Source organism: Thermococcus sp. CX2 (genome assembly GCF_012027555.1).
In the GTDB taxonomy this organism is placed as follows: domain Archaea; phylum Methanobacteriota_B; class Thermococci; order Thermococcales; family Thermococcaceae; genus Thermococcus.
The window spans coordinates 529,687-554,666 of sequence record NZ_SNUQ01000001.1 but is presented as its reverse complement, the minus strand read 5'-3'; the positions used below and the strand labels follow the sequence as shown (position 1 = coordinate 554,666).

General features: G+C 53.8%; 23 protein-coding genes and 3 tRNA genes. 7 read left to right on the top strand and 19 right to left on the bottom strand.

All coding sequences use genetic code 11. The features are described 5' to 3' along the window. The first annotated feature begins 4 nt into the window (after positions 1–4). A complete protein-coding gene (locus tag E3E23_RS03070) occupies positions 5–1,126 on the top strand; it encodes an alkaline phosphatase family protein (RefSeq protein ID WP_167906222.1) in 1,122 nt (373 codons plus the stop codon). 11 nt (positions 1,127–1,137) lie between these two features. On the opposite strand, the gene E3E23_RS03065 is transcribed toward E3E23_RS03070, so the two are convergent. The 11 genes from E3E23_RS03065 to E3E23_RS03015 form a co-directional block, all read right to left on the bottom strand. Next, positions 1,138–3,645 (bottom strand): glycoside hydrolase family 57 protein, encoded by a 2,508-nt coding sequence (locus E3E23_RS03065; RefSeq protein WP_167906220.1) that lies wholly within the window; start codon positions 3,643–3,645, stop codon positions 1,138–1,140. A 172-nt stretch (positions 3,646–3,817) separates the two neighbouring features. Next, on the bottom strand, positions 3,818–4,465 hold the full coding sequence (locus tag E3E23_RS03060; protein WP_167906218.1) for a 30S ribosomal protein S7: 648 nt from the start codon (positions 4,463–4,465) through the stop codon (positions 3,818–3,820). A 5-nt stretch (positions 4,466–4,470) separates the two neighbouring features. Beyond that, entirely contained in the window at positions 4,471–4,914 is a 444-nt protein-coding gene (locus E3E23_RS03055) for a 30S ribosomal protein S12 (RefSeq protein ID WP_012571180.1), read from the bottom strand. A 10-nt stretch (positions 4,915–4,924) separates the two neighbouring features. After that, positions 4,925–5,362, bottom strand: coding sequence for a NusA-like transcription termination signal-binding factor (locus tag E3E23_RS03050; protein WP_068666213.1), 438 nt, complete (start codon positions 5,360–5,362; stop codon positions 4,925–4,927). Continuing rightward, positions 5,362–5,664 carry a 50S ribosomal protein L30e gene (locus tag E3E23_RS03045; protein WP_167906216.1) on the bottom strand — a complete coding sequence of 101 codons (303 nt, stop codon included), beginning with the start codon at positions 5,662–5,664 and terminating at the stop codon, positions 5,362–5,364. Before E3E23_RS03045 ends, E3E23_RS03050 begins: the two co-directional genes overlap by 1 nt. A gap of 13 nt (positions 5,665–5,677) precedes the next feature. Further along, complete coding sequence (gene rpoA2, locus E3E23_RS03040) at positions 5,678–6,853, bottom strand: DNA-directed RNA polymerase subunit A'' (protein WP_167906214.1); 1,176 nt, start codon at positions 6,851–6,853, stop codon at positions 5,678–5,680. 5 nt (positions 6,854–6,858) lie between these two features. Then, entirely contained in the window at positions 6,859–9,576 is a 2,718-nt protein-coding gene (locus tag E3E23_RS03035) for a DNA-directed RNA polymerase subunit A' (protein ID WP_167906212.1), read from the bottom strand. Between the two features lie 5 nt (positions 9,577–9,581). Further along, a complete protein-coding gene (locus E3E23_RS03030; protein WP_167906210.1) occupies positions 9,582–12,944 on the bottom strand; it encodes a DNA-directed RNA polymerase subunit B in 3,363 nt (1,120 codons plus the stop codon). A gap of 16 nt (positions 12,945–12,960) precedes the next feature. Beyond that, positions 12,961–13,209 (bottom strand): DNA-directed RNA polymerase subunit H, encoded by a 249-nt coding sequence (locus E3E23_RS03025; RefSeq protein WP_068666223.1) that lies wholly within the window; start codon positions 13,207–13,209, stop codon positions 12,961–12,963. Between the two features lie 692 nt (positions 13,210–13,901). Continuing rightward, positions 13,902–13,979, bottom strand: a tRNA-Ile gene (locus tag E3E23_RS03020). A 5-nt stretch (positions 13,980–13,984) separates the two neighbouring features. After that, positions 13,985–14,060 (bottom strand) — tRNA-Asn (locus E3E23_RS03015). A 321-nt stretch (positions 14,061–14,381) separates the two neighbouring features. Here E3E23_RS03015 and E3E23_RS03010 point away from each other — a divergent pair. Further along, positions 14,382–14,458 (top strand) — tRNA-Thr (locus E3E23_RS03010). A gap of 6 nt (positions 14,459–14,464) precedes the next feature. Here the strand turns inward: E3E23_RS03010 and E3E23_RS03005 are convergent. The 4 genes from E3E23_RS03005 to E3E23_RS10055 all read right to left on the bottom strand — a co-directional run bounded on the left by E3E23_RS03005 (position 14,465) and on the right by E3E23_RS10055 (position 18,168). Further along, positions 14,465–14,779: a hypothetical protein gene (locus E3E23_RS03005; RefSeq protein WP_167906208.1), complete on the bottom strand. Its 315-nt coding sequence runs from the start codon at positions 14,777–14,779 to the stop codon at positions 14,465–14,467. A 195-nt stretch (positions 14,780–14,974) separates the two neighbouring features. Next, positions 14,975–16,480: an aminomethyl-transferring glycine dehydrogenase subunit GcvPB gene (gene gcvPB / locus E3E23_RS03000; RefSeq protein ID WP_167906206.1), complete on the bottom strand. Its 1,506-nt coding sequence runs from the start codon at positions 16,478–16,480 to the stop codon at positions 14,975–14,977. Then, complete coding sequence (gcvPA, locus tag E3E23_RS02995; protein WP_167906204.1) at positions 16,481–17,821, bottom strand: aminomethyl-transferring glycine dehydrogenase subunit GcvPA; 1,341 nt, start codon at positions 17,819–17,821, stop codon at positions 16,481–16,483. It lies immediately after the preceding gene. 215 nt (positions 17,822–18,036) lie between these two features. Continuing rightward, positions 18,037–18,168 carry a hypothetical protein gene (locus E3E23_RS10055; RefSeq protein WP_256366223.1) on the bottom strand — a complete coding sequence of 44 codons (132 nt, stop codon included), beginning with the start codon at positions 18,166–18,168 and terminating at the stop codon, positions 18,037–18,039. 91 nt (positions 18,169–18,259) lie between these two features. Here E3E23_RS10055 and E3E23_RS02985 point away from each other — a divergent pair, with 91 nt between their 5' ends. Then, the gene (locus tag E3E23_RS02985; RefSeq protein WP_167906657.1) at positions 18,260–18,940 is read left to right on the top strand and encodes an HAD family hydrolase; all 681 of its coding nucleotides are present in this window, start codon (positions 18,260–18,262) and stop codon (positions 18,938–18,940) included. 1 nt (position 18,941) lies between these two features. Here the strand turns inward: E3E23_RS02985 and E3E23_RS02980 are convergent, their stop codons facing one another. Next, positions 18,942–19,220, bottom strand: a complete 279-nt coding sequence (locus E3E23_RS02980) for a hypothetical protein (RefSeq protein WP_167906202.1) — start codon at positions 19,218–19,220, stop codon at positions 18,942–18,944. Positions 19,221–19,320: 100 nt separating this feature from the next. On the opposite strand from E3E23_RS02980, the gene E3E23_RS02975 reads away from it, so the two are divergent. Genes E3E23_RS02975 through E3E23_RS02960 form a run of 4 tightly spaced genes read left to right on the top strand, consistent with a single transcriptional unit; the run spans position 19,321 to position 21,773 of the window. Continuing rightward, the gene (locus tag E3E23_RS02975) at positions 19,321–20,001 is read left to right on the top strand and encodes a metallophosphoesterase (protein ID WP_167906200.1); all 681 of its coding nucleotides are present in this window, start codon (positions 19,321–19,323) and stop codon (positions 19,999–20,001) included. A 49-nt stretch (positions 20,002–20,050) separates the two neighbouring features. Beyond that, positions 20,051–20,821 carry a hypothetical protein gene (locus E3E23_RS02970; protein ID WP_167906198.1) on the top strand — a complete coding sequence of 257 codons (771 nt, stop codon included), beginning with the start codon at positions 20,051–20,053 and terminating at the stop codon, positions 20,819–20,821. A 45-nt stretch (positions 20,822–20,866) separates the two neighbouring features. Then, positions 20,867–21,574, top strand: coding sequence for a PrsW family intramembrane metalloprotease (locus E3E23_RS02965; RefSeq protein ID WP_167906656.1), 708 nt, complete (start codon positions 20,867–20,869; stop codon positions 21,572–21,574). Then, positions 21,567–21,773: a hypothetical protein gene (locus E3E23_RS02960; RefSeq protein ID WP_167906196.1), complete on the top strand. Its 207-nt coding sequence runs from the start codon at positions 21,567–21,569 to the stop codon at positions 21,771–21,773. The genes E3E23_RS02965 and E3E23_RS02960 overlap by 8 nt, the downstream gene beginning before the upstream one ends. A gap of 74 nt (positions 21,774–21,847) precedes the next feature. Here E3E23_RS02960 and E3E23_RS02955 read toward each other — a convergent pair whose 3' ends face one another. Genes E3E23_RS02955 through E3E23_RS02945 form a run of 3 tightly spaced genes read right to left on the bottom strand, consistent with a single transcriptional unit; the run spans position 21,848 to position 24,944 of the window. Then, complete coding sequence (locus E3E23_RS02955; protein WP_167906194.1) at positions 21,848–22,201, bottom strand: DUF1667 domain-containing protein; 354 nt, start codon at positions 22,199–22,201, stop codon at positions 21,848–21,850. Further along, positions 22,198–23,454 carry an NAD(P)/FAD-dependent oxidoreductase gene (locus tag E3E23_RS02950; RefSeq protein ID WP_206205607.1) on the bottom strand — a complete coding sequence of 419 codons (1,257 nt, stop codon included), beginning with the start codon at positions 23,452–23,454 and terminating at the stop codon, positions 22,198–22,200. The genes E3E23_RS02955 and E3E23_RS02950 overlap by 4 nt, the downstream gene beginning before the upstream one ends. Next, positions 23,454–24,944 (bottom strand): NAD(P)/FAD-dependent oxidoreductase, encoded by a 1,491-nt coding sequence (locus tag E3E23_RS02945; RefSeq protein ID WP_167906655.1) that lies wholly within the window; start codon positions 24,942–24,944, stop codon positions 23,454–23,456. Before E3E23_RS02945 ends, E3E23_RS02950 begins: the two co-directional genes overlap by 1 nt. Between the last annotated feature and the right edge of the window lie 36 nt (positions 24,945–24,980).

Below are 24,980 nucleotides of genomic sequence, written 5' to 3'. Positions count from 1 at the left end.
TGAAATGAGAAAAAAGCTCGCTCTCGTAAGCATTGATGGCAACGGGGTCTACAACCTCAAGCACATGCCCTTCCTGGGCGAGCTGGCTGAATCGGGGGAGCTTGCCGTTGTCGATTCAATCTTTCCAACGTTAACGGACTTAGTCCACACCAGCGTGATGACGGGGGTATGGCCCAAGGATCACGGCGTCGTCGAAAACGGCTACTACGATAGGCTGGCTGATAGGAAGGTGAACTTCTACGACTATGAGGTGGCCTTCAACCCCCACCGGGTCATAAAGGCCCCGACCATCGTTGATCTGCTCCGTCCGAGGGGTGTCAGAACGGCCGCGGTGAGCGGCTACACCATGCCGCCATTCAGCGGGACAGACGTTAGGATCTTTCCCCCCTTCTTTGCAAGCGACAAGATGTATAGGCAGCACGGTCGCGACTGGAGGAAGGACGTCTGGGTCATGAACTCGGCCATCTACCTATACGAGGAATGCAAACCTGATCTGCTCCTCGTCCACTTCGCCTCGATAGACGGCATGGGCCACGATTTCGGGCCGCTGAGCGAGGGGGCTTTGAGAGCTGTCGAGATCGTCGATACTGCCGTTGGAACCCTCTGGGAGCGCATGAAAGACGAGTACGCCTTCATAATCTTCGCCGACCACGGACAGGAGGAGGTTCACACCTGGGTGAACCTGAAAACCTACCTCAGGAAGCACGGCATCGAGACGCTCCGCGTCTCCTCTGGCGGTGGGGTTCACGTTTATCTTAGAGACCCGAACCAGACCGAGGATGCCTTTGAGGTTCTCCGGAGAGCGCCGGGGGTTAAAGAAGTCTTTTTCCGCGATGAGCTTCCTCACCTCGACACGCCCCTGAGCGGCGAGCTGATAGTCTCGGCCAAGCCCGGCTACTGGTTCTGCTCCCACAGAATGTGCAGGGGGATTAAGGGTGCAAGCCACTGGGTAAGGGGCATGCACGGCTCGATGAACGAGCCGGTTGTTAAAGTCCCACTCATACTGTGGGGATTTGAGAACGTTGAGCTTGAAAACGCGAGCCTCATGGACATAGCGCCGACGGTTCTGGACTTCTTTGGCTTAGAAAAGCCCGGAAACATGGTGGGGAAGAGTTTGATAAAATGAAAAGTTGGGGTTCACTCCTTCTTTCTCAGAAGGAGGATGAGCAGGGAAAGGACAGATAATGCCCCAACACCACATATCGAGAACCCGTTGCTCTCTCCCGTTTCGGATGTCGAGTGGGTTTCGGTGGCCGAGGTGGCGTCGTGAAGGGTGGCTGCAGACGTTGTTGTGGTCATTGTCGTTGGAGTGACGTTCGTGGAGCCGCACCCTTTCAAGCCGTCCTTCACCAGGTTTTCCGTCCAGTTGAGCCACGCATAGACGTGGGGTGGATACGAGAACTCCGCCCAGTAGAAGTCGCTGTCTAGGGCTTGGGCGAGCCCGTAGAGGGCCTTTTTATAGATCTCATCCCTCCCACAATTCTCAAGGTACTCGCGCGTGAGGTTGTACACCTCTTCGTCGCGCTCCCACATCGGACTCTGCACCGAGGCCTTCTCCTTCGTCCATTTGTCCCACGAACAGAGCCAGGAAGTGGTTAGAGGCGTGATATTCCTGTAGGGCTGGAGCTCGTTAACCGCTTCCCCGAAGGTCACAGTCTTGATCAGTCCCTTCTCCTGAGCCTCCTGGAGGTACTGAAGGAGGTACTCGAAGTACTTTGCAGTTAAGCCGGGATTGGGGGAGAATATTATCCAGTTCTCGCCGTCTGCCGCTATCGTTACCACTTCGGCGCTGGGGTTGACGTTTCTAACGTTCAGGATCTCCTCCACGATCTTCCTCGCCTTTTCTCTCGCATCGTCTTCGCTCCTGAAGTTGTTGTTGAAAGCGAAGTCGTCGCTTATGGTATGATCCCTGAACAGAACCCTGATCGAGGAGTTTTCAATTCCGTAGACGTGGTAGGGCGAGTACGGGTAGAGGACATTCAGGTGGCAGCGGTCGTCGAGGACGGTGTACCTGACCCCGTGCCTCTCGAGAAGGGGAACGAGCTTCGGGCTGAAGGCCATCTCCGGGAGCCACATACCGCTCGCGTTTACGCCCATAATTTCCTCCGTCGTCCTCTTTCCCAGAGAAAGCTCATAATCCAGTATATCGAACCAGCCGTAGCGTTCCGCGATGTAGCCGCTTATCGGATGGGCAAAGTAGCTGGAGAGTATCTCTATTTGGCCCCTCTCGTATAAGTCTCTGTACAATCTCATCGCTTCCCTGACTTTTTCGGCCTCGGGACTCTCTGGCGTGAAGCACTGATAGGAAGGATAGCTCTGGCACCAGCCGGTGTTGGTGAGATTCCACTGCCAGAGGAGGGAGGGGGAAAGGTGGTAGGTCATCTTAATCTCCGGGTACTTCTGGAGAATCCATGCGTGGAAGTAGTAGGCGCCACCGTCATAGTAGGGTTCGAGTTCGTCCTCGTAGGTGTGCACGAGAGTCCAGGGACCGTGCAGCGTCCCGTTGGGCCAGACCCCGGGGCTCTGATGATGGTGCCAGACGAAGACTACCTTGAGGGGCTTTCCCTTCTCGAAGGCCCTCATAGTTGTGCTTGCGCTTGCGATGATTTCTCCCTCTAGTTCAAGTTCGGCCTTTATCCTGCAGCTCTTCTCGGCCTTCACCTGGATGCTTACCCCGCTTTCACCTCTCAAGTCAACGGGGTAGGCCTCCTCGAATGAGTTTTCACCGCATGCAATGGAGATCAGCAGGTTGCCGGTCTTGTTGAGGGGCTCCCTTGGCGTGATGGCCACCGTGATGTTGGTAGTCTCGCCGACTATGGGGAAAGTGGGGAGTTCGAAGGTTATCTCAAAGCGTTCCTTCTCGATGAATGGAGTTAGCTTCTCGTAAACTTCTGGGTAGGCTTCCTTAAGATCCCCGATGTGCCCCACGAACACCCCGAATACGTAAGTCTTGCTCTCTCCGGGTTTGAGAATTAGGGGAGCTAACTCTGCCCTCGTTTCAACCCCCCAGCTTCCGGTTTCAAGCCAGAGAGCTACACTCTCCTCACTGGGAAAAACAAGCGCTATCAGGTCCTCGTCAAAGTCCACCAGGCCAAAGGCCTCCACCTTTGCTCCGAGTCTCACCCAGTTCTTCTCCTCGATGTGAAGTTGCCCGTTTTCCATCCATATCTCCTGCTCACCGCCGGGCTTTCCAAGGTAACCTGCCCAGGCCATGGCATAGCCGAGGTCAAAGGAGTCCCAGCTCACGAGACTTTTGAATGTGGAATTTCCAGTGTTGGTGAACGTCACGTCTAAGAGAGCCCTGTTGGAGTCGAGAACTTGAAACCTCTTCTCCACGAGCAAAGAACCGTCCTGTAAGGTGCCTTTAATGATACCTTCATTCTCAGAAATCTCATACTCCCCAGTTGCGAGGTTTCCTGGCCATGGCTCGCTCAGCAGCCAGTCCCAGAGGGGATAGCTCTGCCCGAGTGCACCTCTCTCGCCGGCACCGATAACGTTCACTCCCTCGAGCTCCCAGGAGTCTAAGCGAAATCCTGCTGGGTTTATGCCAACGCCATCACGCCCGGATGTCGCTACAGTTGAAGCCGCGGATGGGATAAGACTTAGGAATAGAATTGCCAGGATCAGCAGAGATGCTGTCCTCATGATATCACCGAAAGGGATACACTCCGAGCTAAATAAACCTTGCCACATGGACAGCGGGCGATGGGGAAATTTAGAAACTTGATGCCTGCCAGAATATGGCCAGACGGCTATGAAAAACTGGCTTGATAATTTTTAGCCAACAATAAGAAGGGAAGAAGAAACCCGCCAGCCCTCACCTTGAGGACTGGGCAATCCTCTCGATCTCTTCCTTCTTGCTGTAGGCGAAGCTCTTCGGGTCCTTGTTGGCCGCAGCGATTATCTCCTCGGCAAGGGCCTGGGCGTAGCTGGTCTTGTTGCGGTAGCACTTAGCGCTCGCACCGAGGGCGATGTTCTTGAGGGCTATGTCGAGCCTCCTGAGCGGTGAAACGTCAACGGCCATGTGGTACCTGATTCCACCGAAGGCTATGGTGGTGGTGTCCTCTCTCGGAGCGGAGTTCTCTATGGCCCTGATGAGAACCTGAATCGGGTTCTGCTTGGTCCTGCGCTCGATTATCATGAAGGCCTCCTTGACGACCTCGTAGGCCTTCATCTTCTTGCTCATGAGGGAGCGGTGCTCTCTCCTCATGAAGTGGCCGCCGACCTTGTGGCTGCTGGCACCGCTGCGCATGACCTTGTTGATGAGCCTCTCGACGATGTGAACCTGGGCCTTGCCGAAGGGCTTCTTGGCGTGCCTTCCGTGGCTGTGCGGGAGGATTCTTGCGTCGAGGTTTATGTAGGGCCTGAGCGATGGGTCGTTGACGACGACGTCCTCAACGCTCCACCTGCCCATGACCTTGAGCTCCTTAGGCTGATAGAACCTCTCGGTAAGCGGCTTGGCCATGTCCTTCACCTCCTTGGCTTCTCCTTCCTGCCCTTGACGAGCTCCTTGAGGGAGACCCTGTTCACCTTGACGACCTTGTACCTGATTCCTGGGATGTCACCCATCGAACCACCCTTTGGACCGCCGATTCCCTCGATGATGACCTCGTCGTGCTCGTCGATGTGGTTTATAGCGCCGTCACCAGGGGTGAAAGCGGTAACGACCTTACCGTTCTTGATGAGCTGAACCCTAACGGCCTTACGCATTCCAGAGTTGGGCTGCTTTGCCTCGACGGCTATCTTCTCGAGGACTATACCCTTGGCCTGCGGGGCTCCCTCAAGCGGGTCGCTCTTCTCCTTGAGCCTGAGTACCCTTCTCTTGTACCTAATGTCGCTCCAGCGGAACTTCTTCCTCTTGAGCTTGAGCTTCCTACCGGCAAACTCTCCATACGGAGCCTTCTTTCCTGGCATGAGCATCACCTCAAATTATGACCACGTCGTGAATACCGTGGTGTCTCTCCATCAACTCTTTCACGAGGTTGATGTTCTGGCCGCCCCTTCCGATGGCGCGCGGCTTCTCGCGCGGGCCTATGTCGAGGAGGGCGACCTTCTTACCATCCCTCTTTTCAGTAATGTGGACTTTTTTAACCTTTACCCCGAGGCTCTTATAAATGTTCCTCAGGAACTCCTCCGGATTGTCGGAGTGCTCGATGAGCTCTATCTCCTTACCGAGCATGTTCTGGACGCGTTTGACGTTGGCACCCTTCTTTCCGAGTGCCAGTCCCATCTCGCCCTTCTTGATGACGTAGATGAGCCTGTTCCTGTTGCTGTCTATGAGGCAGTCCATGACAGTCGCTCCCGTCATGCTCTCGAAGAGGGCTATGTACTTGATCTGGTCAGTGTTGAGCTTGAGCGGCATTACTCCTTACCCCCAAGGGCCAGGATTTTGCTCTCTCCAGGGTCAACTACGGCCAAAGCCGAAACAGTGTGCGGCCTTCCGAGGATCGTTCCGAGCTCGACGCTGGTTCCATCGAACTCGTAGACCGGTATGCCGCTGAGCTTGGCGTAGTAGTAGATGTCCTCCTTGATGTCTGGCCTGGCGTTCTTCGCAACTATAATAAGCTTAGCTCCACCCATCTTGGCGAGCTGGATTGCCTTTTTGGCGCCCTTGATAACCTTTCCAGTTTCATCAGCCTTCCTAAGTTCGAAAGCTAAGTCCATCAATCACACCTCCCTACTCCCTTTTCGGTCTCAGGGGGAGATTCATTGCCAGCCTGACTATTCCCGTTCCGACTGGAACGGGCTGTCCGATGAGCACGTTCTCGACGACACCGTTGAGCGGATCAACCTCGCCCCTCTCGGCCGCCTCGAAGAGGTGCTGAGTGGTTATCTCGAAGGCGGCCCTGGCCAGCACGCTGGCCTTCTCCCCAACTATACCGTGCCTGCCTATGGGCAGTATGACGCCGTCGAGCGTCATCATGTCGGCGACGAGCATGATGTGTCTGACGTCAACCTCAAGACCCTGATCACGCATCGTGTTAACTATTTCCTCAATGATGGCGTTCCTCGCAGCCTCGATTCCGAGCACCTCTGCAATCTCGTGGATGTTGTTCGTCCTCGTCCTCGTCGGGTCAACGCCCGGGACTTTGAGTATCTGCTTGAAGTTGGAGCCCTCGGTGTAGATGACGTATTCGTTGCCTTCCTTCCTGATAATCGTCTTTCCGACGCCTGAGAGACCCTTCAAGCGATGCTTTTTAACCTTTTCGGAGAGCCTCCTCAGGTCTGAAAGCTTGGTGACCTTCTTGGGCCTCATTATGAGCGTGTAGCCGTCCACTTCGAATTCCGCGCTCTTGAAGGAGCTCTCCAGCTTCCTCTGAATCTTCTCCATGTCGAGGCCGCTCTTCTCAAGCCTCTCGGGGTCAATCTCGATGATGAACTCGAAGTTAAGGATATCTATGCTCATCTCCCTCGCGAGGTTTTCTATGGTGGTTCCCTCAATGCGCCTCGCAACTTCCAGGGCCTTCTCCCTGTCGTAGCGGTGCTTTTCGTCAAGGTAGACGGTCATGATCGGTGTTGACGGATTCTTTCTTGCATCGACTATTTCTATGATTCTCGGCAGACCGAGGGTGACGTTAATCTCAGCGACACCCGCGTAGTGGAAGGTGTTGAGGGTCATCTGCGTGGAGGGCTCACCTATCGACTGGGCTGCAACTGTTCCTATGGCCTCGCCAGGCTCGATGAGCGCGTTCTGATACTCCTTCACGGTCTCCTCGATTATGGCTTCGATCTCCGCCTTCTTGAGCTTGTACTTCTTGTTGTACTCGATGAGCTTGTTGTAGAGCTCTTCCTTAATGTTATCCGGAAGCTCTGCCTTATCGACGAGGCTCTTAATGGTCTTTGGAGTCACCATCTCTCTCACCCCTTACCCCTGACCTTGAGCAGGGTTCTCATTATAACCCTATCTACATCCACGGTCTTGCCCTGCCAGCTCCTCATCGGGTCAACGCCGTCCTCGCCGTACTTGAACTGGACGATGATTCCCGTTGGGTCTCTGACCGTTCCGTCGTAGTCAACCTTGAGGTCCTGAAGAGCGTTGATCAAACGGCGCTGCATGTAACCGCTCTGGGCAGTCCTGACTGCAGTATCGACGAGACCTTCCCTACCACCCATTGCGTGGAAGAAGTACTCCTGCGGCGTTAGTCCGCTCTTGTAGGAGTTGACGACGAATCCCCTTGCCCTGGCTCCCAGGTCACCCTGCCTGAAGTGGGTCAGAACCCTTCCGCGGTAGCCGCGGTAGAGACGCTTACCACGGATGGACTGCTGACCAAGCATTGCCGCCATCTGGGTGATGTTGAGCATCTTACCCCTCGCACCGGTCTTGGCCATGATGACCGCGTGGTTGGTCATACCGAGGTACTTCTCAGCGACTTTACCTGCGTTGTCACGCGCTTCAGCCAAAACCGCCATGATGTTGCTCTCAAGGGTCTCCTCAAGGGTCTTACCTGGGAGAGGTTCGAGCTCGCCGTTCTTGTATGCCTCGATGAGCCTGTTAACCCTCTCCTCAGCCTCGCGGATTATCTCCTTGATTCTGTCGAGGGCCTCGCTCGGGAGGTCTTCGTCGTCTATGGCGGTAGTGAAGCCCTTGTGGGTGATGACCCATATGGCGAGCTTGGTAACCTGGTCGAGGAACTGCCTTGCCCTATCAACGCCGTACTCCCTCACGATGATGTCAAGTATCCTTCCATCTTCTCTACCGTAGGCCTTCTTGTCTATTGCACCGCTTAGGAGCTTCCCATTGAGGATGTAGGTGAAGCCGTCGTAGGCGAGCTTTCTGACTTCTTCCTCATCTGGGATGAGCTTCTCCTCGATGAGCTTTTCAAGAGCCTCACAGCGCTCGGGGTCGTCGCAGAGCTTGTTCCTGTACCAGATGGTCAAGTCTTCAGGCAGTATAAGCGAGAATATGGTCTTCCCACTCCAGAGCTCAACGCCGTTCTCAATCTTGTCTGGTTCTGGGAGCTTGTCTATGTCCACCCCTGCGAACATGAGCATCTGCTCAACCTCTGAGCGGGTGAAGTATGCCCCCTCGCGCGTCAGGAGGTAGCCGCCGGAGATGTGGTCCTGTATTCCAGCGATGAGCGGCCCACCGTACCTCGGCGAGATGATGTGGTTCTGGACCTCCATGAGTATCTTAGCTTCTGCCTGGGCCTCCTCGGTCTGCGGCACGTGGAGGTTCATCTCGTCACCGTCGAAGTCAGCGTTGTAGGGCGGACAGACGGCCAGGTTGAGCCTGAAGGTTCTGTAGGGCATCACCCTAACGCGGTGGGCCATAATGGACATCCTGTGAAGGGACGGCTGCCTGTTGAAGAGAACTATATCTCCATCGAGGAGGTGCCTCTCAACCGTCCAGCCTATATCGAGTTTCTCAGCGATGAGCTCGAGGTTGTTCTCCATGAGCCTGATTCTTCTTCCTTCGGGGTCTATGACGTAGTTAGCTCCCGGATACTTCTCGGGCCCGTTGAGGACCATCTTCTTGAGCTTCTCGTAGTTGAACTCCGTAACCTTCTCAGGAACGGTGAGCTCCATAGCTATGGCTATTGGAACGCCGACCTCGTTGATGCTTATCATTGGGTCGGGACTGATGACCGTACGGGCTGAGAAGTTGACACGCTTACCGCTGAGGTTGCCCCTGAATCTTCCTTCCTTACCCTTCAAACGCTGGGCGAGGGTCTTGAGGGGCCTTCCGCTCTTGTGCTTGGCCGGCGGAATTCCGGAGGTCTCGTTGTTGATGTAGGTCGTTACGTGGTACTGGAGGAGATCCCAGAGGTCTTCGATGATGAGCTGCGGTGCACCGGCCTCGATGTTGCTCTTGAGCCTGTTGTTGATCCTGATGATGTCAACGAGCTTGTGGGTGAGGTCGTCCTCTGCCCTTATGCCGCTCTCGAGGGTGATGGACGGTCTCATGGTAACCGGCGGAACCGGAAGGACTGTGAGGACCATCCACTCTGGTCTAGCCTTCTCGGGGTGGAGTCCAAGGAGCGGGAGGTCTTTGTCGGGTATCTTTTCAAGCCTGTCCCTGACTTCGCTCGGCATCATTCTGTGCTTATACTCGTTGCCCTCCTCGTCCTTCCTGAGCTCCCAGTAAATGGTTGGCCTCTCGAACTTGATCGGGAACTGCGGGGCACCACAGTGCGGGCAGACCATCCTTTCTTTGGCCTTCTTGTGTATCTCCTTGATGAGCCTGTCCTTGGCCTTCTTCCTGTCGTTCATGACCTCGAACTTTCTCAAGTACTCCTCTATTTCTTCGTCGGTGAGCTTTATCCTACCACACTCGCGGCAGGTACTTTCCAGCACGCGGTGGATAGTCTTAGCAAAGCCGACGTGGATTATCGGCCTGGCGAGCTCAACGTGGCCAAAGTGGCCCGGACAGTCTCCTGCCCTGGCTCCACAGGTCTCACATCTCAGTCCCGGGTCAATGACACCAAGTCTTTTGTCCATTAGACCTCCTTCGATCGGATAACCGTCATCGTCGTAGGTATCTGGGACGGTGATCTCGGCCGCACTCATCTTTCTGATTTCCTGTGGTGAGAGGATACCGAACTCGATACTTCCGATAACTTTCTTCATGGACTGCATGGTTCTCACACCCTGTCAACGATATTGAGAGATGGCCTTATTCCCATCGCCTTCAGCTCGTCCAGCAGCAGCTTGAAGGCGTAGCTCATCTCCACCTTGCTTATTCTCTCCTCCTCTCCACAGACCGGGCAGTAGACCTTACCGCGACGCTTGTCTTCCAGCGCTAAGTGACCACAGTTTTCACAGACCCAGACCTCAGTCTTGTCGCTCTCCTCGAGGAGACGCTCTATGAGCAGCATTGCAGCGCCGTGACCGATGAGGACGTCACGCTCCATCTCACCGAACCTGAGACCACCTTCTCTGGCCCTACCCTCGGTCGGCTGCTTGGTGAGAACCTGCACTGGACCCCTGCTCCTCGCGTGCATCTTGTCGGCGACCATGTGGTGGAGCCTCTGGTAGTAGATGACACCGACGAATATGTCAGCCTCTAATCTTCTTCCGGTTATGCCGTCGTACATGACTTCTCTTCCGCTGTGCTTGAAGCCGAGCTCCTCCAGCTCCTTCCTGAGTCTCTCTTCGGGCTCTCCAATGAATGCGGTACCGTCAACGCGCCTGCCCTTGAGCGAAGCCACCTTTCCGCCTATGGCCTCTATGAGCTGTCCAACGGTCATACGGGATGGGATACCGTGCGGGTTGACTATGAGGTCGGGAACTATTCCGCTCTCGGTCCAGGGCATGTCCTCCTGCGGGACGATGAGGCCTATAACACCCTTCTGACCGTGCCTTGAGGCGAACTTGTCTCCGAACTCCGGAATCCTAAGGTCCCTGACGGTGACCTTGACGAGCTTGGTTCCGTCGCCGGTCTCGGTGATTATGACTTTATCAACGATACCCTTCTCGCTCGGCCTCACGGCAACGCTGGTTTCTCTCCTCTCCTGGAGGATTATGCCACCAAGGCCGCTCTGCTCCTCAAGGAACCTCGGCGGGGAAGTCCTTCCAACGAGAACGTCCTTACCTTCGACCTTTGACTCTGGGAAGATTATACCGTCCTCATCGAGGTGCCTGTAGTACTTCTCGCCGAGATAGCCCTGTATGGTCGGGTCCGGAACCTCGAAGCGGTCGGTCTGTCCACCGAGGTAACGCTTCTCCTCTGCCTCGTAGGTTCTGAAGAAAGTGCTCCTCGCGAGTCCCCTCTCAATGGAGGCCTTGTTCATTATGACTGCATCCTCCATGTTGTATCCCTGGTAGCTGAGCACAGCAACGACGAAGTTCTGACCGGCTGGCCTCTCCTCGAAACCGACTGCCTTCATTATCCTTGAGTTGACGAGCGGGACCTGTGGGTAGTGCATGAGGTGACCGCGGGTGTCAACACGAATCCTGAAGTTGGCCCAGCCAAGACCGAGGCTCTGCTTGGCCATACCGGCACCGTAAGTGTTACGCGGTGCGGCGTTGTGCTCAGGGTAGGGAACAAGCGACGCTGGGATACCGAGTATCGCTGCCGGCATCAGCTCGAGGTGGGTGTGCTCCTCGGTAACCTCCCACGGCCAGGTTGCGACGTAGGCGTTCTCTTCTTCCTCGGCGTCGAGGTACTCTATGACGCCCATCTTGATGAGGTCGCTCCAGGTGAGCGTTCCGTTCTTTATGCCCTCCACATGCTCGCGGGTGAGCTTTGGCTGGCCGTTCTCGACTATGATGAGCGGCCTCCTAACCCTACCGTCGTCGCTGTTGACGTAGATTTCCTTGACCTCCTCGTCCTGGTAGATGGCCACGTTGATAACGTCGCTTATCCTTCCGCTCCTTCTGTCGGTCCTTATCCTCTTGACAAGGCTCTCTCCATCCTCGGCAGTTCCGATGAGAACGCCATTGAGGTATACACGCCAGAGCTCGGGACTTGGCCTCCTCTCCTCTATCGGAACAACTCCGAGTTTGCTCAGGTACTCCCTAACTTCCTCTTCAGGAATGCCCGTGGTTATCTGGGCCATCAGGGCAAGGTTCTTGACGAGACCACAGTTCGGACCTTCTGGCGTTTCCGTTGGACAGATCCTACCCCAGTGGGTTCCATGCAGATCACGGGCCTCGAAGTGTGGCTGATCCCTGCTGAGCGGAGAAGTGACACGTCTGAGGTGAGAAAGGGTGGACATATAGTTGGTTCTGTCGAGAAGCTGGCTCACACCGGTTCTTCCTCCCGGCCATGCACCGGTCGCGAGGGCATGCTCAATTCTCTCGCTGAGGACGTCGGGTCTTATCGAGTTTCTCACGAACCTCTGTATGTTCTCGAAGGTGTAGCGCTCGCCCTTCCTCTGGTAGGTCTTGGTCATCTGGTACTGCATGTCCTTGACGAGCTGGCCGAAGGCAACGCGGAACAGATCCTTAAGGAGGTCTCCAGCAAGCTTGAGCCTCTTGTTGGCGTAGTGGTCCTTGTCGTCCTCGCCACGGAGGCCGAGGGAAAGCTCGAGAACCTTGAGGGCCATCATGCCGAGGTAGTATGCTTTTGCTTTCCTGTCCTTCTCCTCGACGCCCATGTGCGGCAGGAGGTTGTTGTCGATGATGTGCTCGGCCCTGCGAAGCCTGTACTCCTTAGGTTGGCCAGGCAGAGCGAGCTTACCGATGTAGTCGAGCGCTTCCTCCCTTCTCTGGATGTCGCTCGCATCCTCAAGGTTGTCGAAGAGAACCTGCTGTATCCTCGGGTCGTCGCTGACTGCTTCAACTATCTCCTTATCGCTCTCCAGACCAAGGGCGCGCATGACGTAGACGAACTTGACAGGCCTCGGAACGTTGGGGATGTTTACATAAAGAATACCATCCTTTCTTCTCTCAACGGTAATGAGCGCTCTATAACCGTGCCTGTAGGAGAAACACTTGGCAATAATCCTGTTCTGTCTCTCATCTTTCTCGACGAGTGTCTTGTTAGGTGCCAGATCCTCGATAGAAACGATAACCCTCTCGGATCCATTGATGATGAAGTATCCTCCAGGGTCTTTCGGGTCTTCGCCGAGCTTGATGAGCTCCTCGTCACTGAGGCCGTAGAGCCTGCAGGCCTTCGATTTAAGCATTATTGGGAGCTCTCCAATTCTGACCTCGACTGGCTCCTGCTCGATGCCGTTTATAACCGGAATGAGCTCGAGGTAGAGCGGTGCGGAGTACGTCAAGTTTCTAATCCTTGCGTCCATGGGGTAGAGGGGCTTCCTCTGTCCCTGGGCTTCTTGGAACTCAGGCTCACCAAGGCGAACCTTCCCAAACTTCACCTCAAAATCTGGTATGTCGGGCTTTATGCCGCCGAACTCGTCGATGACCTTCTGCATTCCGTAGTCAATAAATGCATTGTAAGAGTCAAGGTGCTGTCTGACGAGCCCCTTCTCCTTCCAGTAAGCCTCCATAACGAGCCAAAGATCGTCGGGAGTAACATCTACAACGGTCGGTCCTCTCATGCTCTCACCTCAAGAATCAGTCCTCCACCACAAGGCGGTAGTAGTAATAGTAGCCCGCCGTTGGACTCTTCCTTTTGATTTCAAGAACGTCTCCAGGCTTTGCGCCGAGCGCAACGACCACAGGGTCTGAAGCCTTGATCTGAGGAAGCTGTGAAAGCCTAATCCGGTACTTCTTGAGAAGCTCCTCTTTCTCTTCCTCGCTGAGGATTCTGTGCTCGGGAACCAGCTCATGAGCAAATATATCAAACTCTTTTTTCGCCGCCACCGAGAATTGCCCCCTTAACGTTTTTATAGAATGATTACCACTACCTCCCCACTGTGGGTTTCGGTATATAAGCTTTTCGAGTGATAACTCGACCGTAGGGGTTTATATCGCTTACGAAAAGTTTAAGAACCGTTTTTCGCGCCGAAAATCGGCTTTGGTGTACTAGTATGTTCACCAATACTGAGAAAAGCTTAAAAAGTCTCAGCGTGGGTTCGGAATTCGAACCTGGCAGAAAATCAGAAGTTCTCGCAAATTGGATGTAATTATGACATATAAACTCCATGCATATTGTCATAATGTCAGAACCGAACCGGAATGTTTGCAAGATTTAACAGATATATGGGCCAAAAATCCGTCAGAATTCGGACAAAAAAGACGCCTGTATTGAACGTAGATTCGGATGTTCGGCGATTTTGAGGCTTTTTCCGCGGCAACCTTTGCCGTAAACAAACTTTGCTGGGCAAAGTTTGATCAGAGAGTAACTTTCTTCAAAAAAGCCAGAATGAGTTCGTATGTCTTCGCGAGTAGAGTCAGCACTCTTGAAGAAGTTTCCTAATTTTTTGGTGCTCGAAGAGCGTCTGGGAAGTAAAACCCCATAACACTGCAGTTGACAATGAGGAACCCTAAAACAGCGAGTTTTAGAAGGGACATACGAACCTTGATCAAATTTCGCGAGGTGAAGTTTATAGAACTGGTGGGCCCGGGGGGCTTTGAACCCCCGACCACGCGGTTATGAGCCGCGCGCTCTGACCAGGCTGAGCTACGGGCCCATTACTGGCGCCGCCGCCCGGATTCGAACCGGGGACCACTGGATTAACAGTCCAGCGCTCTACCGTCTAAGCTACGGCGGCACGACCCAATGTAGGGAATACAGGGTGGATTTATAAAGATTACGGTGGCCCCTCCAGGCATTCTGGGTTAATGCCCTCACAAGATTTCGGGAATTTCCACCGGTTATTTTGCCCATCTGGCCAAAAGAAATCCAGAATTGGCAAAATATGGTCTTTTTGCCTATCGTTAACTCAGACGAGCTCTTACATCAGATATTGTGTATTGGATCGATTATCACTTGTGAATTCAACCGCCAATGGAATTTGTATAAAAGGCTCCAATACTCCCGTGAGATTCGATGTCGAAAACTTTATATTCCTCTCTTACAGCCATTAAACCGTGCCCCGGTAGCCTAGCCTGGCGGGGCGGCGGACTTGTAATCCGCCGGTCGCGGGTTCAAATCCCGCCCGGGGCTCCACAACTCTCAGCTTGGCTCTTCAAAATCCACCTCGTGAATTGGCCATACCCTATAGCCGTCCTGGATGTAGACCTCAATTGTTCCTTTGCCTTTGTACCTGACTTCCCTTATGAGGAGCTTTTTCTGTGCCTTTCCCCTTAATACAGCTTCGTTAATGTCCTTTGGCAGCTCTACCGTCACGGGAATTATGCCGCCTTTGATATAGACACCCTCAAGCTTTCCACCCTTGAAGAGGAACCCCCTGACCGGGACTTCAAACTCCTCAACAACCTCACCATAGTGGACGAGTCCAGACTTTTCTACAGCCTCCGCCATCTTCATCCCCACGTGTAAGTTTTTTGTTACATATTTATTAGGACTCTTGTGGAACGAACGTTCCAGGGAAATCAGGGCTTACATAGAACTGTGCTAAGGACGAAAAGCTCCAAGAACCTATAATCCAAACCGAGAAACGCATTGAACCGCCTAACAGAAAAACAGACAGATTTGAAGCTCGGAAAAGAGAGTAAAAAGGGTTCAAATATCTACCTCTCCCCTCTCCTTCAGCTCCCTGTACATGCGCCAGGTAATTATTGGTCTCTTCGCAGCGAGGACGTCATCAACGCGCTTAACTGCGGTGTTATGTGGTGCTTCCTTGACAACCTCGGGGTTGTTGTATGCTTCCTCACTTATCCGCTTGAGCGCCTCAACGTAGGCGTCGAGCTCCTCCTTGCTGACGGTTTCCGTTGGCTCTATCATCAGGGCCTCATGGACAATCAGCGGGAAGTATATCGTCGGTGCGTGCAGGCCGAAGTCGAGCAGGCGCTTGGCAATGTCGAGAGCCTTAACTCCAGTCTCCTTCTTCATCGGCTCGGCACTGAAGACGACCTCATGCTTCCTGAGCTCCTTGTGCGGTAATTCATAGCCCCTTGTTCCCTTGAGCTTCTGTGTGAGGTAGTTGGCGTTGAGAACCGCTATTTCGCTGGCTTCCTTCAGCCCGTCCCTGCCCATTATCTTAAGGTAGGTCAGCGCCCTGACGATGACTGCGAAATTGCCGTAAAGCTCCTTGACCTTGCCTATGCTCTTGGGCACGTCGTAGTCGAGGTAGTACCTTCCAGTCTTCTCGTCGTAGCCAACCAACGGAACGGGCAGGTAGTCCTTCAGGAAGTCCTTAACACCAACTGGGCCACTTCCGGGCCCGCCGCCGCCGTGTGGCGTCGAAAAGGTCTTGTGGAGGTTTAGGTGCACCACGTCGAAGCCCATATCACCGGGTCTTATCTTTCCGAGAACCGCATTGAGGTTGGCTCCATCGTAGTAGAGCAGGCCTCCGGCCTTGTGGACTATCTTCGCTATCTCAACAATCTCGTCTTCGAAGATTCCGAGGGTGTTGGGGTTGGTGAGCATTAATCCAGCTGTTTTCTCGCTCACGGCGTTTTCGAGGGCCTCCAAATCCACAGTTCCGTTCTCATTGGATGGAATCTCGATGACTTTGAAACCCGCCATGGCGGCTGAGGCAGGATTGGTTCCGTGAGCCGAGTCTGGAACAAGCATCTCCGTCCTCTGGGTCTCACCGCGGTCGAGGTGGTAGGCCCTGATGATCATGACTCCAGTAAACTCGCCGTTGGCTCCGGCGGCCGGCTGGAGGGTGAAGCGATCCATTCCAGTGATTTCCTTTAACCACTGCTCCAACTCCCACATGATTTTTAGCGCTCCCTGCACAGTCCTTTCGTCCTGATATGGGTGAATGTAGGCGACTCCAGGATGTCCGGCAACTTCCTCGTTTATCTTTGGATTATACTTCATCGTGCACGAGCCGAGAGGGTAGATACCGCTGTCAACGCCGTAGTTCATCTCACTTAGTCTGGTGTAGTGCTTGACCACCTCAGGCTCGCTCAGCTCTGGAAGGTCGAGCCTTTTTCTCCTGAGCTTTTCAGGGATTTGAACTTCAATATCCTCTATCGGTTTTGGAAGCGTGTAGCCAATCCTACCCGGACGGGAGAGCTCGAAGATGAGCGGTTCATTCCATTTAGCCTGCCTGAACATTCAGGCCACCTCCCTCAGGGCCTCGATGAGGGCATCAACCCACTCCTTTCTCGTCGTCTCGGTTACCGCAAACAGCGCGCTCTCGCCGAGCTCCTGGAAGTGGGGCTTGAGATAATAGCCGCCGTGAATGTTCTTAGCGAGCAGGGCCTCGTGTATCTCCGGATAGGGTCTCTCAAAGCGAACGGGTACGTCCTTGAAGTTTATTCCCTCGAAGACTACCTCGGCAACTTCGCCTATGCGCTTCTTGAAGTAGGCTGTGTTCTTGAGTATCGTTTCGCCGAGCTCCCTAAGGCCCTTCGGCCCCAGGGTTGCCAGGTGTATCGCGGCAGCAACGGCCACTAATGCCTCGTTTGAACAGATGTTGGAGGTCGCCTTTGCCCTTCTGATGTGCTGTTCCCTCGTCTGGAGGGTCATCACGAAGGCCCTCTTCCCGTCTGCATCCTTTGTCATTCCGATTATCCTTCCCGGCATCTGGCGAATGAGCTTTCTGTCATCTCTAATGGCGAATATGCCTGCCCTTGGCCCGCCGAAGTTCATTGGGTTTCCGAAGTAAGCTGCCTCACCCACCACTATATCGGCGCCGAGCTCTCCCGGGGCCTCTACTATTCCGAGTATCGTTGGGTCAACGCCGACGACAAAGAGGGCCTTGGCATCGTGGGCTATCTCTCCCACCGCCTGGATTTCCTCCTCTATGAGTCCGAAGAAGTTGGGCATCTCGACGTAAACTCCGGCCGCTCCCTCGACCTTTTCTTTGAGCTCCTCAAGGTCGAGCTGGCCGTTCTCGTTCCAATCGACGTACTCTATCTCTATGCCCGCACCGGATACGTATGTATGGAGAACCATCTTCTTCTCTGGGCTTATATTCCTCGGAACGACGAATTTGTTCCTCTTTGTAACCCTCGCACTCATTAGAGCCGCCTCTGCCATAGCCGTTCCCCAGTCGTACATCGAGGAGTTAACTATCGGAAGGCCGACAAGTTCTCCGATAAGGCTCTGGTATTCGAAGAGCGCCTGGAGCATGCCCTGGCTTATCTCCGGCTGGTAGGGAGTATAAGCTGTCAGAAACTCGCTCCTCTCGATGAGGTATTTTACGTGGGCCGGGATGTAGTGGAAATACGTTCCCGCTCCAAGAAAGCTTGGCATCTCAAGGACGGTCTTATTCTTTGAGAGAGCTTCATTCATCTCAAAGAAGACCTCGTACTCGCTCTTGCCTTCTGGAAGGTTGAACTTCTTGACCATGCCCTTAGGAACATCCGAGAAGAGGTCTTCGATTGACGTGAAGCCCATCTCCTTGAGCATTTCATCTCTGTGGGCCGAGTTCGGCAGGTAGTGCCTTCCCATGCCTACCACCTTCTGAGCTTTAAGACAGTCGTGGAAAATAGGTTCGGCGGATTATATGCTTTGTGTTTCAAACGGGAGGCAGAATAAAGAAATATCCACTGACGATTGGAGATTAAACCGAAAACTTTGAGGTTGCCCTTTGAATTTATACTCTAAACCCCGGTTAATGAAGCATTCGATGTTGTAAAAAATGGGGGCTAAAAAAGACGGGAGCATCACGAAAGACCAACATCCTCAAAGAACTTCTCCATGAGGCCTGCGACGAGCCTGATGTTGTACTGCATGCTCTCGTAGACGGCCCACTGGACGTTGCTGTAGGTTCTGCCGTCGAGGGCCGCTTGGGGCATTCACATCGAAGTCAGCGTGGAGCTCGATGAAGTACCAATATGAGAAAAAGCTTAAAGGCCGTGAGGCCTTCATTCCGGCGGGGGGAGAATGGTGATAATTGCCTTTGATTTCGACGGAACGCTCGCGGATACTTACTCGTGCATTGAGGAGGCCTTTAAGCGTGCACTGGAGAAGCGCTACCGTTGGCTTCCATTCAAAGGATTCTGGGCAAAGGTGCTCACCAGAATCGAGATGTACTTTGAGAGACCCACCTTTGGGAGTCATAAAAAGAAATCAAAGCCTCCCTTCTTCCTTAGGACGAAGTTCATGGAGACGTGGTTTGAGGAGAGAGCTAAGCTGACTAGACCGCTGGATGATTCTCCTGAGCTACTCAGAAAGCTCAAGGAGGAGGGCCACATTGTAATCTCCTTCTCGGCGGAGGACTTCATAGACGGGATGAAGGTGAAGAGGCTGAAGACCCTCGGAATATACGACCTCTTTGACGATGTTATTGTATTTGGAAGGGAACTGACGATAGACGAGGCCTTTAAACTGGTTCGGAAAAAATATGGAGATGAAATTTTCATCTGGGTCGATGACAAGCCTTGGCGCTTCATTGGACACGGGGACACCAACACCGAATACGTATGGTACTACTTCCCACCCACGGCGAAGTTCGTGGAAAAAGACCGGGCGAAGCTTGTGCTGATCCCTCATCTTCACGTGATAAGGGATCTCTGGAGTCTGTTTGACGTGATAGAACGGGTAAAACAAGAACGCAGCCTGGAGTAGCTCAGTCGCCGCTGAGGTACTCCATGGTGTCTTCCACGAACTCGTCTACGTCCTCCTTCTGCACCTCTTCAAGCCTAAGCTCGAAGACCTTTCCGAGATTCCACCTGATGGCAACCTCTCCCCTGTTCGTCTCCGCGATGACGAGGCCGAATGGCGCATCTCCCATCCAGTGGTGCTTGGAAAACCTCACCTCAAAGCCCCTCCTTTGCAGTTCATCTAGTATCCTCTTATACGTCTCGGCCGGCCCGTAATTGCTCTTCGCAAACCCAATGAACGGCATGCTCTCACCAATATACGCTTCGGGTTGGAACTTAAAACTTTTTTGGTTCGTCTAACAATATTCGTTAGTTTTAAAAGCGTTAGCTTCATAATTTCCCACCATGAGGCCAGAGCCCCTCCCGGACAAGGCGCTGAAGCTTGGGGATGCCGTCATAGTTGCCGACATCCACCTCGGCTATGAGGTCAGCATGGCTAGAGAAGGATTTTACCTGCCGAGGATATTCCACGAAGTCGTGGGAAGGCTGAGATCCCTGCTTGAGAGGGAAAGACCAAAAAGGCTCATCATCAACGGGGATTTGAAGCACTCATTCATTCCAGAGTGGCGCGAACGTGAAGAGCTTGAGGCCTTCGTGGAGGAGGTAGCACCTCTCGTTGATGAGATAATCCTCATAAAGGGCAACCACGACGTAGGAACCCTGTGGCTAAGGGAGCTGGGGGTTGAAATCCTCGATGAGCTTGAGCTCCACGGCTGGATGCTTGCTCACGGGCACAAGCTCGTTGAAGGCGAGCGCTTCATAATCGGCCACGAACACCCGTCGATAAGGCTCCGCGACGAGGTCGGGGCAATTGTTAAGGTTCCTGCTTTCCTTCTCAGCAAGGACTTGGTAGTTCTCCCGGCTTTCAGTCCGTGGGCCTACGGCAACGACGTCCTGAGGGAGATAGTCTCCCCATTCCTCAGGGCCCATGACGTGAGCACCTCGAGGGTTCTCGTGCCCCTTGGGGATGAGCTCCTTGACTTCGGAACCCTGGGGAAATTGGTGGAGATTCTCGGGAGGATGTAGTGATACTAACCTTTTAATACTCCGAGCGGAACCTATCCTAGGTGATGGAATGAGGAAGTTCTACCTCGGAATTCTCCTTGCTCTAATGGTACTGAGTGCGGGGTGTATCTCCTCTGAAGGAACGAGCACAACTACTACATCCACTACTACGGCACCCCCGAACCTCCCGTTCACTGCTCAGGACCTGGAGAACGCCGTGAAGAGTTTGAAAAGCTACGAATACACAATGACTGTGGACAGCTACAACGGCACTAAGCTGGCGTTTCAGCTTAAGACCACCGGAGCGATTGATTTCGAGAGGGAGATCAAATCAACGGTTACGGTATCCAACGGCACCCTGAAGGGGCCGGTTTACTACAAGACCTACTACTACACCACCGCCACTGGCTATGCAACCCTAACCGACAGGAACGGGACCGTTGTGTGGGGGGCAAGCTGCTATGGGCCGGGGCAGGGGCCGAACCTTACCACCTCGATACTCGACAACGTCTGGAAAGTCCTGACCCTTCCTGGAGTGCAGGTGGAGGACGAAGGGGACTACTACATTATCAGCGCAAACTTAACTGGAGGAACCTTTGAGGTTGGCACCGAAAATATGGACGTTTACAGGGGTCAAATAGAGGTCAAAGTAACCAAGGAGCTCATACCCGTCGAGATCAAGCAGACTGCCTACTACACCAGAGGCGACGAGAAATGGGTCGATGTGATAACCATCGAGATTATGAACGTCAACAGCGCCAATGTGGAGCCCCCGGAGGGTCTCGTTCAGTATCTCAAAGAACAGGGGATAGACCTTGAAAAGCTTCTCGCTCAATGCTAACCTTTAAATTTTCAAATTTCCCACTTCTTTCTGGTGAGCCCTGCTATGGACGTGTTGAGTATACTAGTGTTCTTCGCATATGCCCCGGCCCTTGTGATGCTGTGGTACTTCTATCACGCGGACAAGTTTGAGCCAGAGCCTAAAAAATACGTTATAGGCACATTTATCCTTGGGGGAACTCTCTCCGTTGGAATAGCGTACATCCTGGAGATGTTTCTTACTATCGGCGGCAGGGTGGAGCCAATACTCCCAACGACTGCCTTCTATGTAGCCCTCGTCGCAGGCATCGTGGAAGAGCCTGCCAAGGCTCTCGCGATAAGATGGCCATTCAAGGCTGGCCAGATGGACGGCATAATGGACGGGTTAGTTTATGGCGTCGCTGCAGGTTTAGGTTTCGCTGCCACGGAGAACTTCCTGTACGGGCTTGGATACGGTGTCGCAGTGACCATTACGAGGGCCTTTCTAACCCCAATCGCCCACGGGGCATGGAGCGCTATAATCGGCGTCGGCTACGGCATGAAAGCCGAGGGCAGAACCTCTTCGGTGGCTCCATTCTTCCTCCTCGCTATCATCATGCACTTCATCTGGGACTATTACGCCTTCTTGAGCGCCTCGGTTCCCCAGTACAACGTGATGCTGATCCTCTTCCTCCTTATAAACCTCGCAATACTGCGTTACTTCCTCATAACGGGGCAAGCGGAGGATGCGAGCAAGAGATGGTACTACTGGTTCAGGAGGGGTAACTATGAGTAGCAAACTTGAGAAGGCCCTCTTCGAGGTGAGACCGTACGTTGAATACTACGACAGGCTCAAAGAACTCGTTGAAAAGCTCTGGGAGGAGGCAACCACCGAGGAAAATTTCATTGAACTCTTGAACGCGGAGATAAACCGCGCTGAAGAACCCTTCAAGACCGACCTCAGGATATTCCTACAGAAGTTCGAGGTGCTTTGATTTTTCTCTTCTCCCTTCTAGAGCTGGGCACCTAAAGCTTTGGCAACGGGCAGATAAGCGAAAAGAGAAGAAAGTTAAGCTTCCCTCGTGGCCACTATTTTTATTCCTTCGAACTCCGCTATAGTCTGTCCAACGCGAATCGGTCCCTCGACCTCGAGCTTTGCCAGAAACTTCATCAGCTCAGGTATTCTGGCCTTTGGAACTGGCTCGGCGGTCTTAACGCTTACCGTTGGCAGTTTGCCGTTCCTGACTTTGACAACGCTCATAACGACCCTCTTGGGGTTCATAACTTCCTCAATGGCCCATTCCCTTCCCCTGGGACAGGTGTACCCTTTGACCTCTTTGATTTTGTCTCCGTCCATTTCGACCTCGAGGGTACATCCGAGGGGGCAAACAATGCACGTGAAGCGGTAGACCCTGCTCGTCATAGCGGCACCACCTCCATGGTGATGCCGTCCTTGGCTTTGGCGATATCTTCCTTCCTGAGCTTGAGCCTGAGCATCTCGGCGGGCTTAACAACCGGCAGCCTGAGCCTCTTGCCTATCTCCGGGAACCTGACCTCCACGTTTTCCATCGGCCGTTTAACGCGGGCGTAGATGAAAACGTCCCTCTCGCCGCTGAGGTAGTGTGGGATGAGAAGCCTGACATTTTCACCCTTTCTCAGCCTGATCCAGTGCTTTGTGGGTATCCCGCCGTTCTCTATGAAGAGCTTTGCACCATAGGCTGCCAGTTCTCCCTGCTCTGCGACATAGTCGACAAGATCGTTGATGAGGACCGTGTTGCCTGCGGCAAATATTCCCGGGATGGTGGTCTCGAAGAGGTCGTTGACGATAGGTCCACCCGTTGCCGGGTCGATTTCGGCCCCGATGTTCGTGAGGAGTTTTACGCTCGGGATCAGGCCGGCTGAGATCACCACCGTGTCGCATTCGATCCAGAACTCCGTCCCGGGTATCTCATTCAGGTTCTCATCGACTTTGATGACCTTGACGCGCTCCACCCTGTTCTTCCCCTTAACCTCGACGACTTTGTGGCTCAGGTAGAGGGGTATATCGAAGTCCTTGAGTATCATGATGTTCCTGGCGAGTCCACCCGGGTAGGGCATCAGTTCAATGACGGCTTTTACCTTGGCCCCCTCAAGGGCGAAGCGGCGCGCCATTATCAGGCCAACATCGCCTGAACCGACTATAACAATCTCCCTGCCGGGCATGATGCCGTAGATGTCCATTAGAGTCTGAGCCTCTCCCGCGGTGTAGATTCCTGCGCCCCTGTCTCCCACAATCCCAATTTCAAAGGCGTGCCTCTCCCTCGCTCCAGCGGCGTAGATTATCGTCTTCGTCCAGACCTCAAAGGCCCCTTTGGGTGAGCTGAATATAACGACCTTCTCAAGGTCGGAGTAGTTTTTGATCTCCAGAACTCTGGCGGCGGTGTAATAGTCCACGCCGAGCTCAAGGGCCCTCTTGGTGAGGCGGTATGCAAACTCGGGTCCGGTCAGCTCTTCCTTGAAGTAGTGGATCCCAAAGCCTGGATGGATGCACTGGGGGAGTATTCCGCCGAGGTACTCATTGTCGTCGAGGAGAAGAACATTTAACCCGAGTTCTTTGGCCTTAACGGCCGCGGCCATGCCCGCCGGCCCACCGCCGATAACCACAACGTCGTACTGGATCATGGGAAGTCCTGACATCACGCCTCATCCCCCCTCACGAGGACCTTGACGTCTCCTATTCCAATCTCGCTGCCGCTTCCTTTCAGTGTAACCTTCCACGGCGGGATGTTGTACTCCTTTGCGAGGAGCTGGATTATCCTGGGCCTGCAGAAGCTTCCCTGACAGGTTCCGGTTGTGGCCTTCGTGCGGAACTTGACGGAATCGACGCTCGGCGTCTTCACGCCTATGAACTTCATCCTTTCTATGGCCTCGAGGACGTCACCTTCGCTCACACGGTTGCATCTGCAGATCACCTTTCCGTAGGCGGGGTTCCTCTTGACGAGCTCGTTTATTTGAGCCGGCGAGAGCATGAAGAAGTGGGTGATTTCCTTCCTGTAGGGATTCCACTTAGTCTTCTCCACCAAGCCTACTCCGAGGTCGCGTTGAATTATCTCGGCCACCTCGTAGGCGATGGCTGGGGCGCTGGTTAATCCCGGAGAGCGTATTCCGGCCACGTTGATGAAGCCCCAGACCTCCTCTTCGGCCTTTATTATGAAGTCCCCACCCGTTGGCTCTGGCCTGAGGCCGGCGAATGTTCTGATGACCTTCCACTTCGGCGGAAGGTTGGGCCAGAGCTTTTTAGCTCCTTCCCAGACCTGCTCAAGACCCTCCCTCGTCGTTGCGAGGTTCTCTTTTTCCTCGGGCGGCAGGTCTTGGGCGTTAGGCCCTATCATCAGATGACCGCTTATCTCGGTTGTGACCACTATGCCCTTGCTTATCGGTGTTGGAGTTGGGAAGAGAACGCGCTTTGGTCCGGGTATGGCTTCATCAAAGAGGAAGTATTCGCCCTTCCTTGGATGTATCTCAAAGTAATCTATCCCAGCCATGCGCGCTATTTCATCGGCATAAAGTCCAGCGGCGTTGATGACTATATCCGCCTCGATGAACCCGTTATTGGTTTCGACACCCTTAACTTCCCCATTCTCGACTTTTATTCCTCTCACTTCAGTCTCAAGGTGTGTTTTAACCCCGTTGGCAACGGCGTTCTCCACAATGGCTATGACCGCTGGAATAGGGCCTATCTGTCCGACTATCGGCACCCAGAGGGCTCCAATTGCTTCCCTCGTCAGGCCGGGTTCAAGGTGAAACAGCTCATCTCTATCAACCATCCTCATCTCTGGAACACCGTTCTCCCTTCCACGCTCGAGGAGCTTCTCGAGCTCGTCAAAATCTTCCTCTTCGGTGGCGACTATCAAAGCTCCGTTCCAGATGTGAGGTATCTGGAGCTCCTTAACCCACTCGTGCCACAAGCGGTTGCCTTTGATGCACAGCTTGGCTCTCATGGGATATTTCTTTGGGTCATCGTCGTAGCCCCCGTGTATCAGAGCGGTGTTAGCTTTACTGACTCCCCAACCCACATCAGGGGCTTTTTCGATCAGATGCACTTCGAGGTTCTCGTATCTGCTGAGAACGCGCGCTATGCTTGCTCCGCTTATACCGGCGCCGATAATGGCGACCTTCGTCTTCATCATGATTCCTCCTCCCTGTATATTCCGAATGGAAGA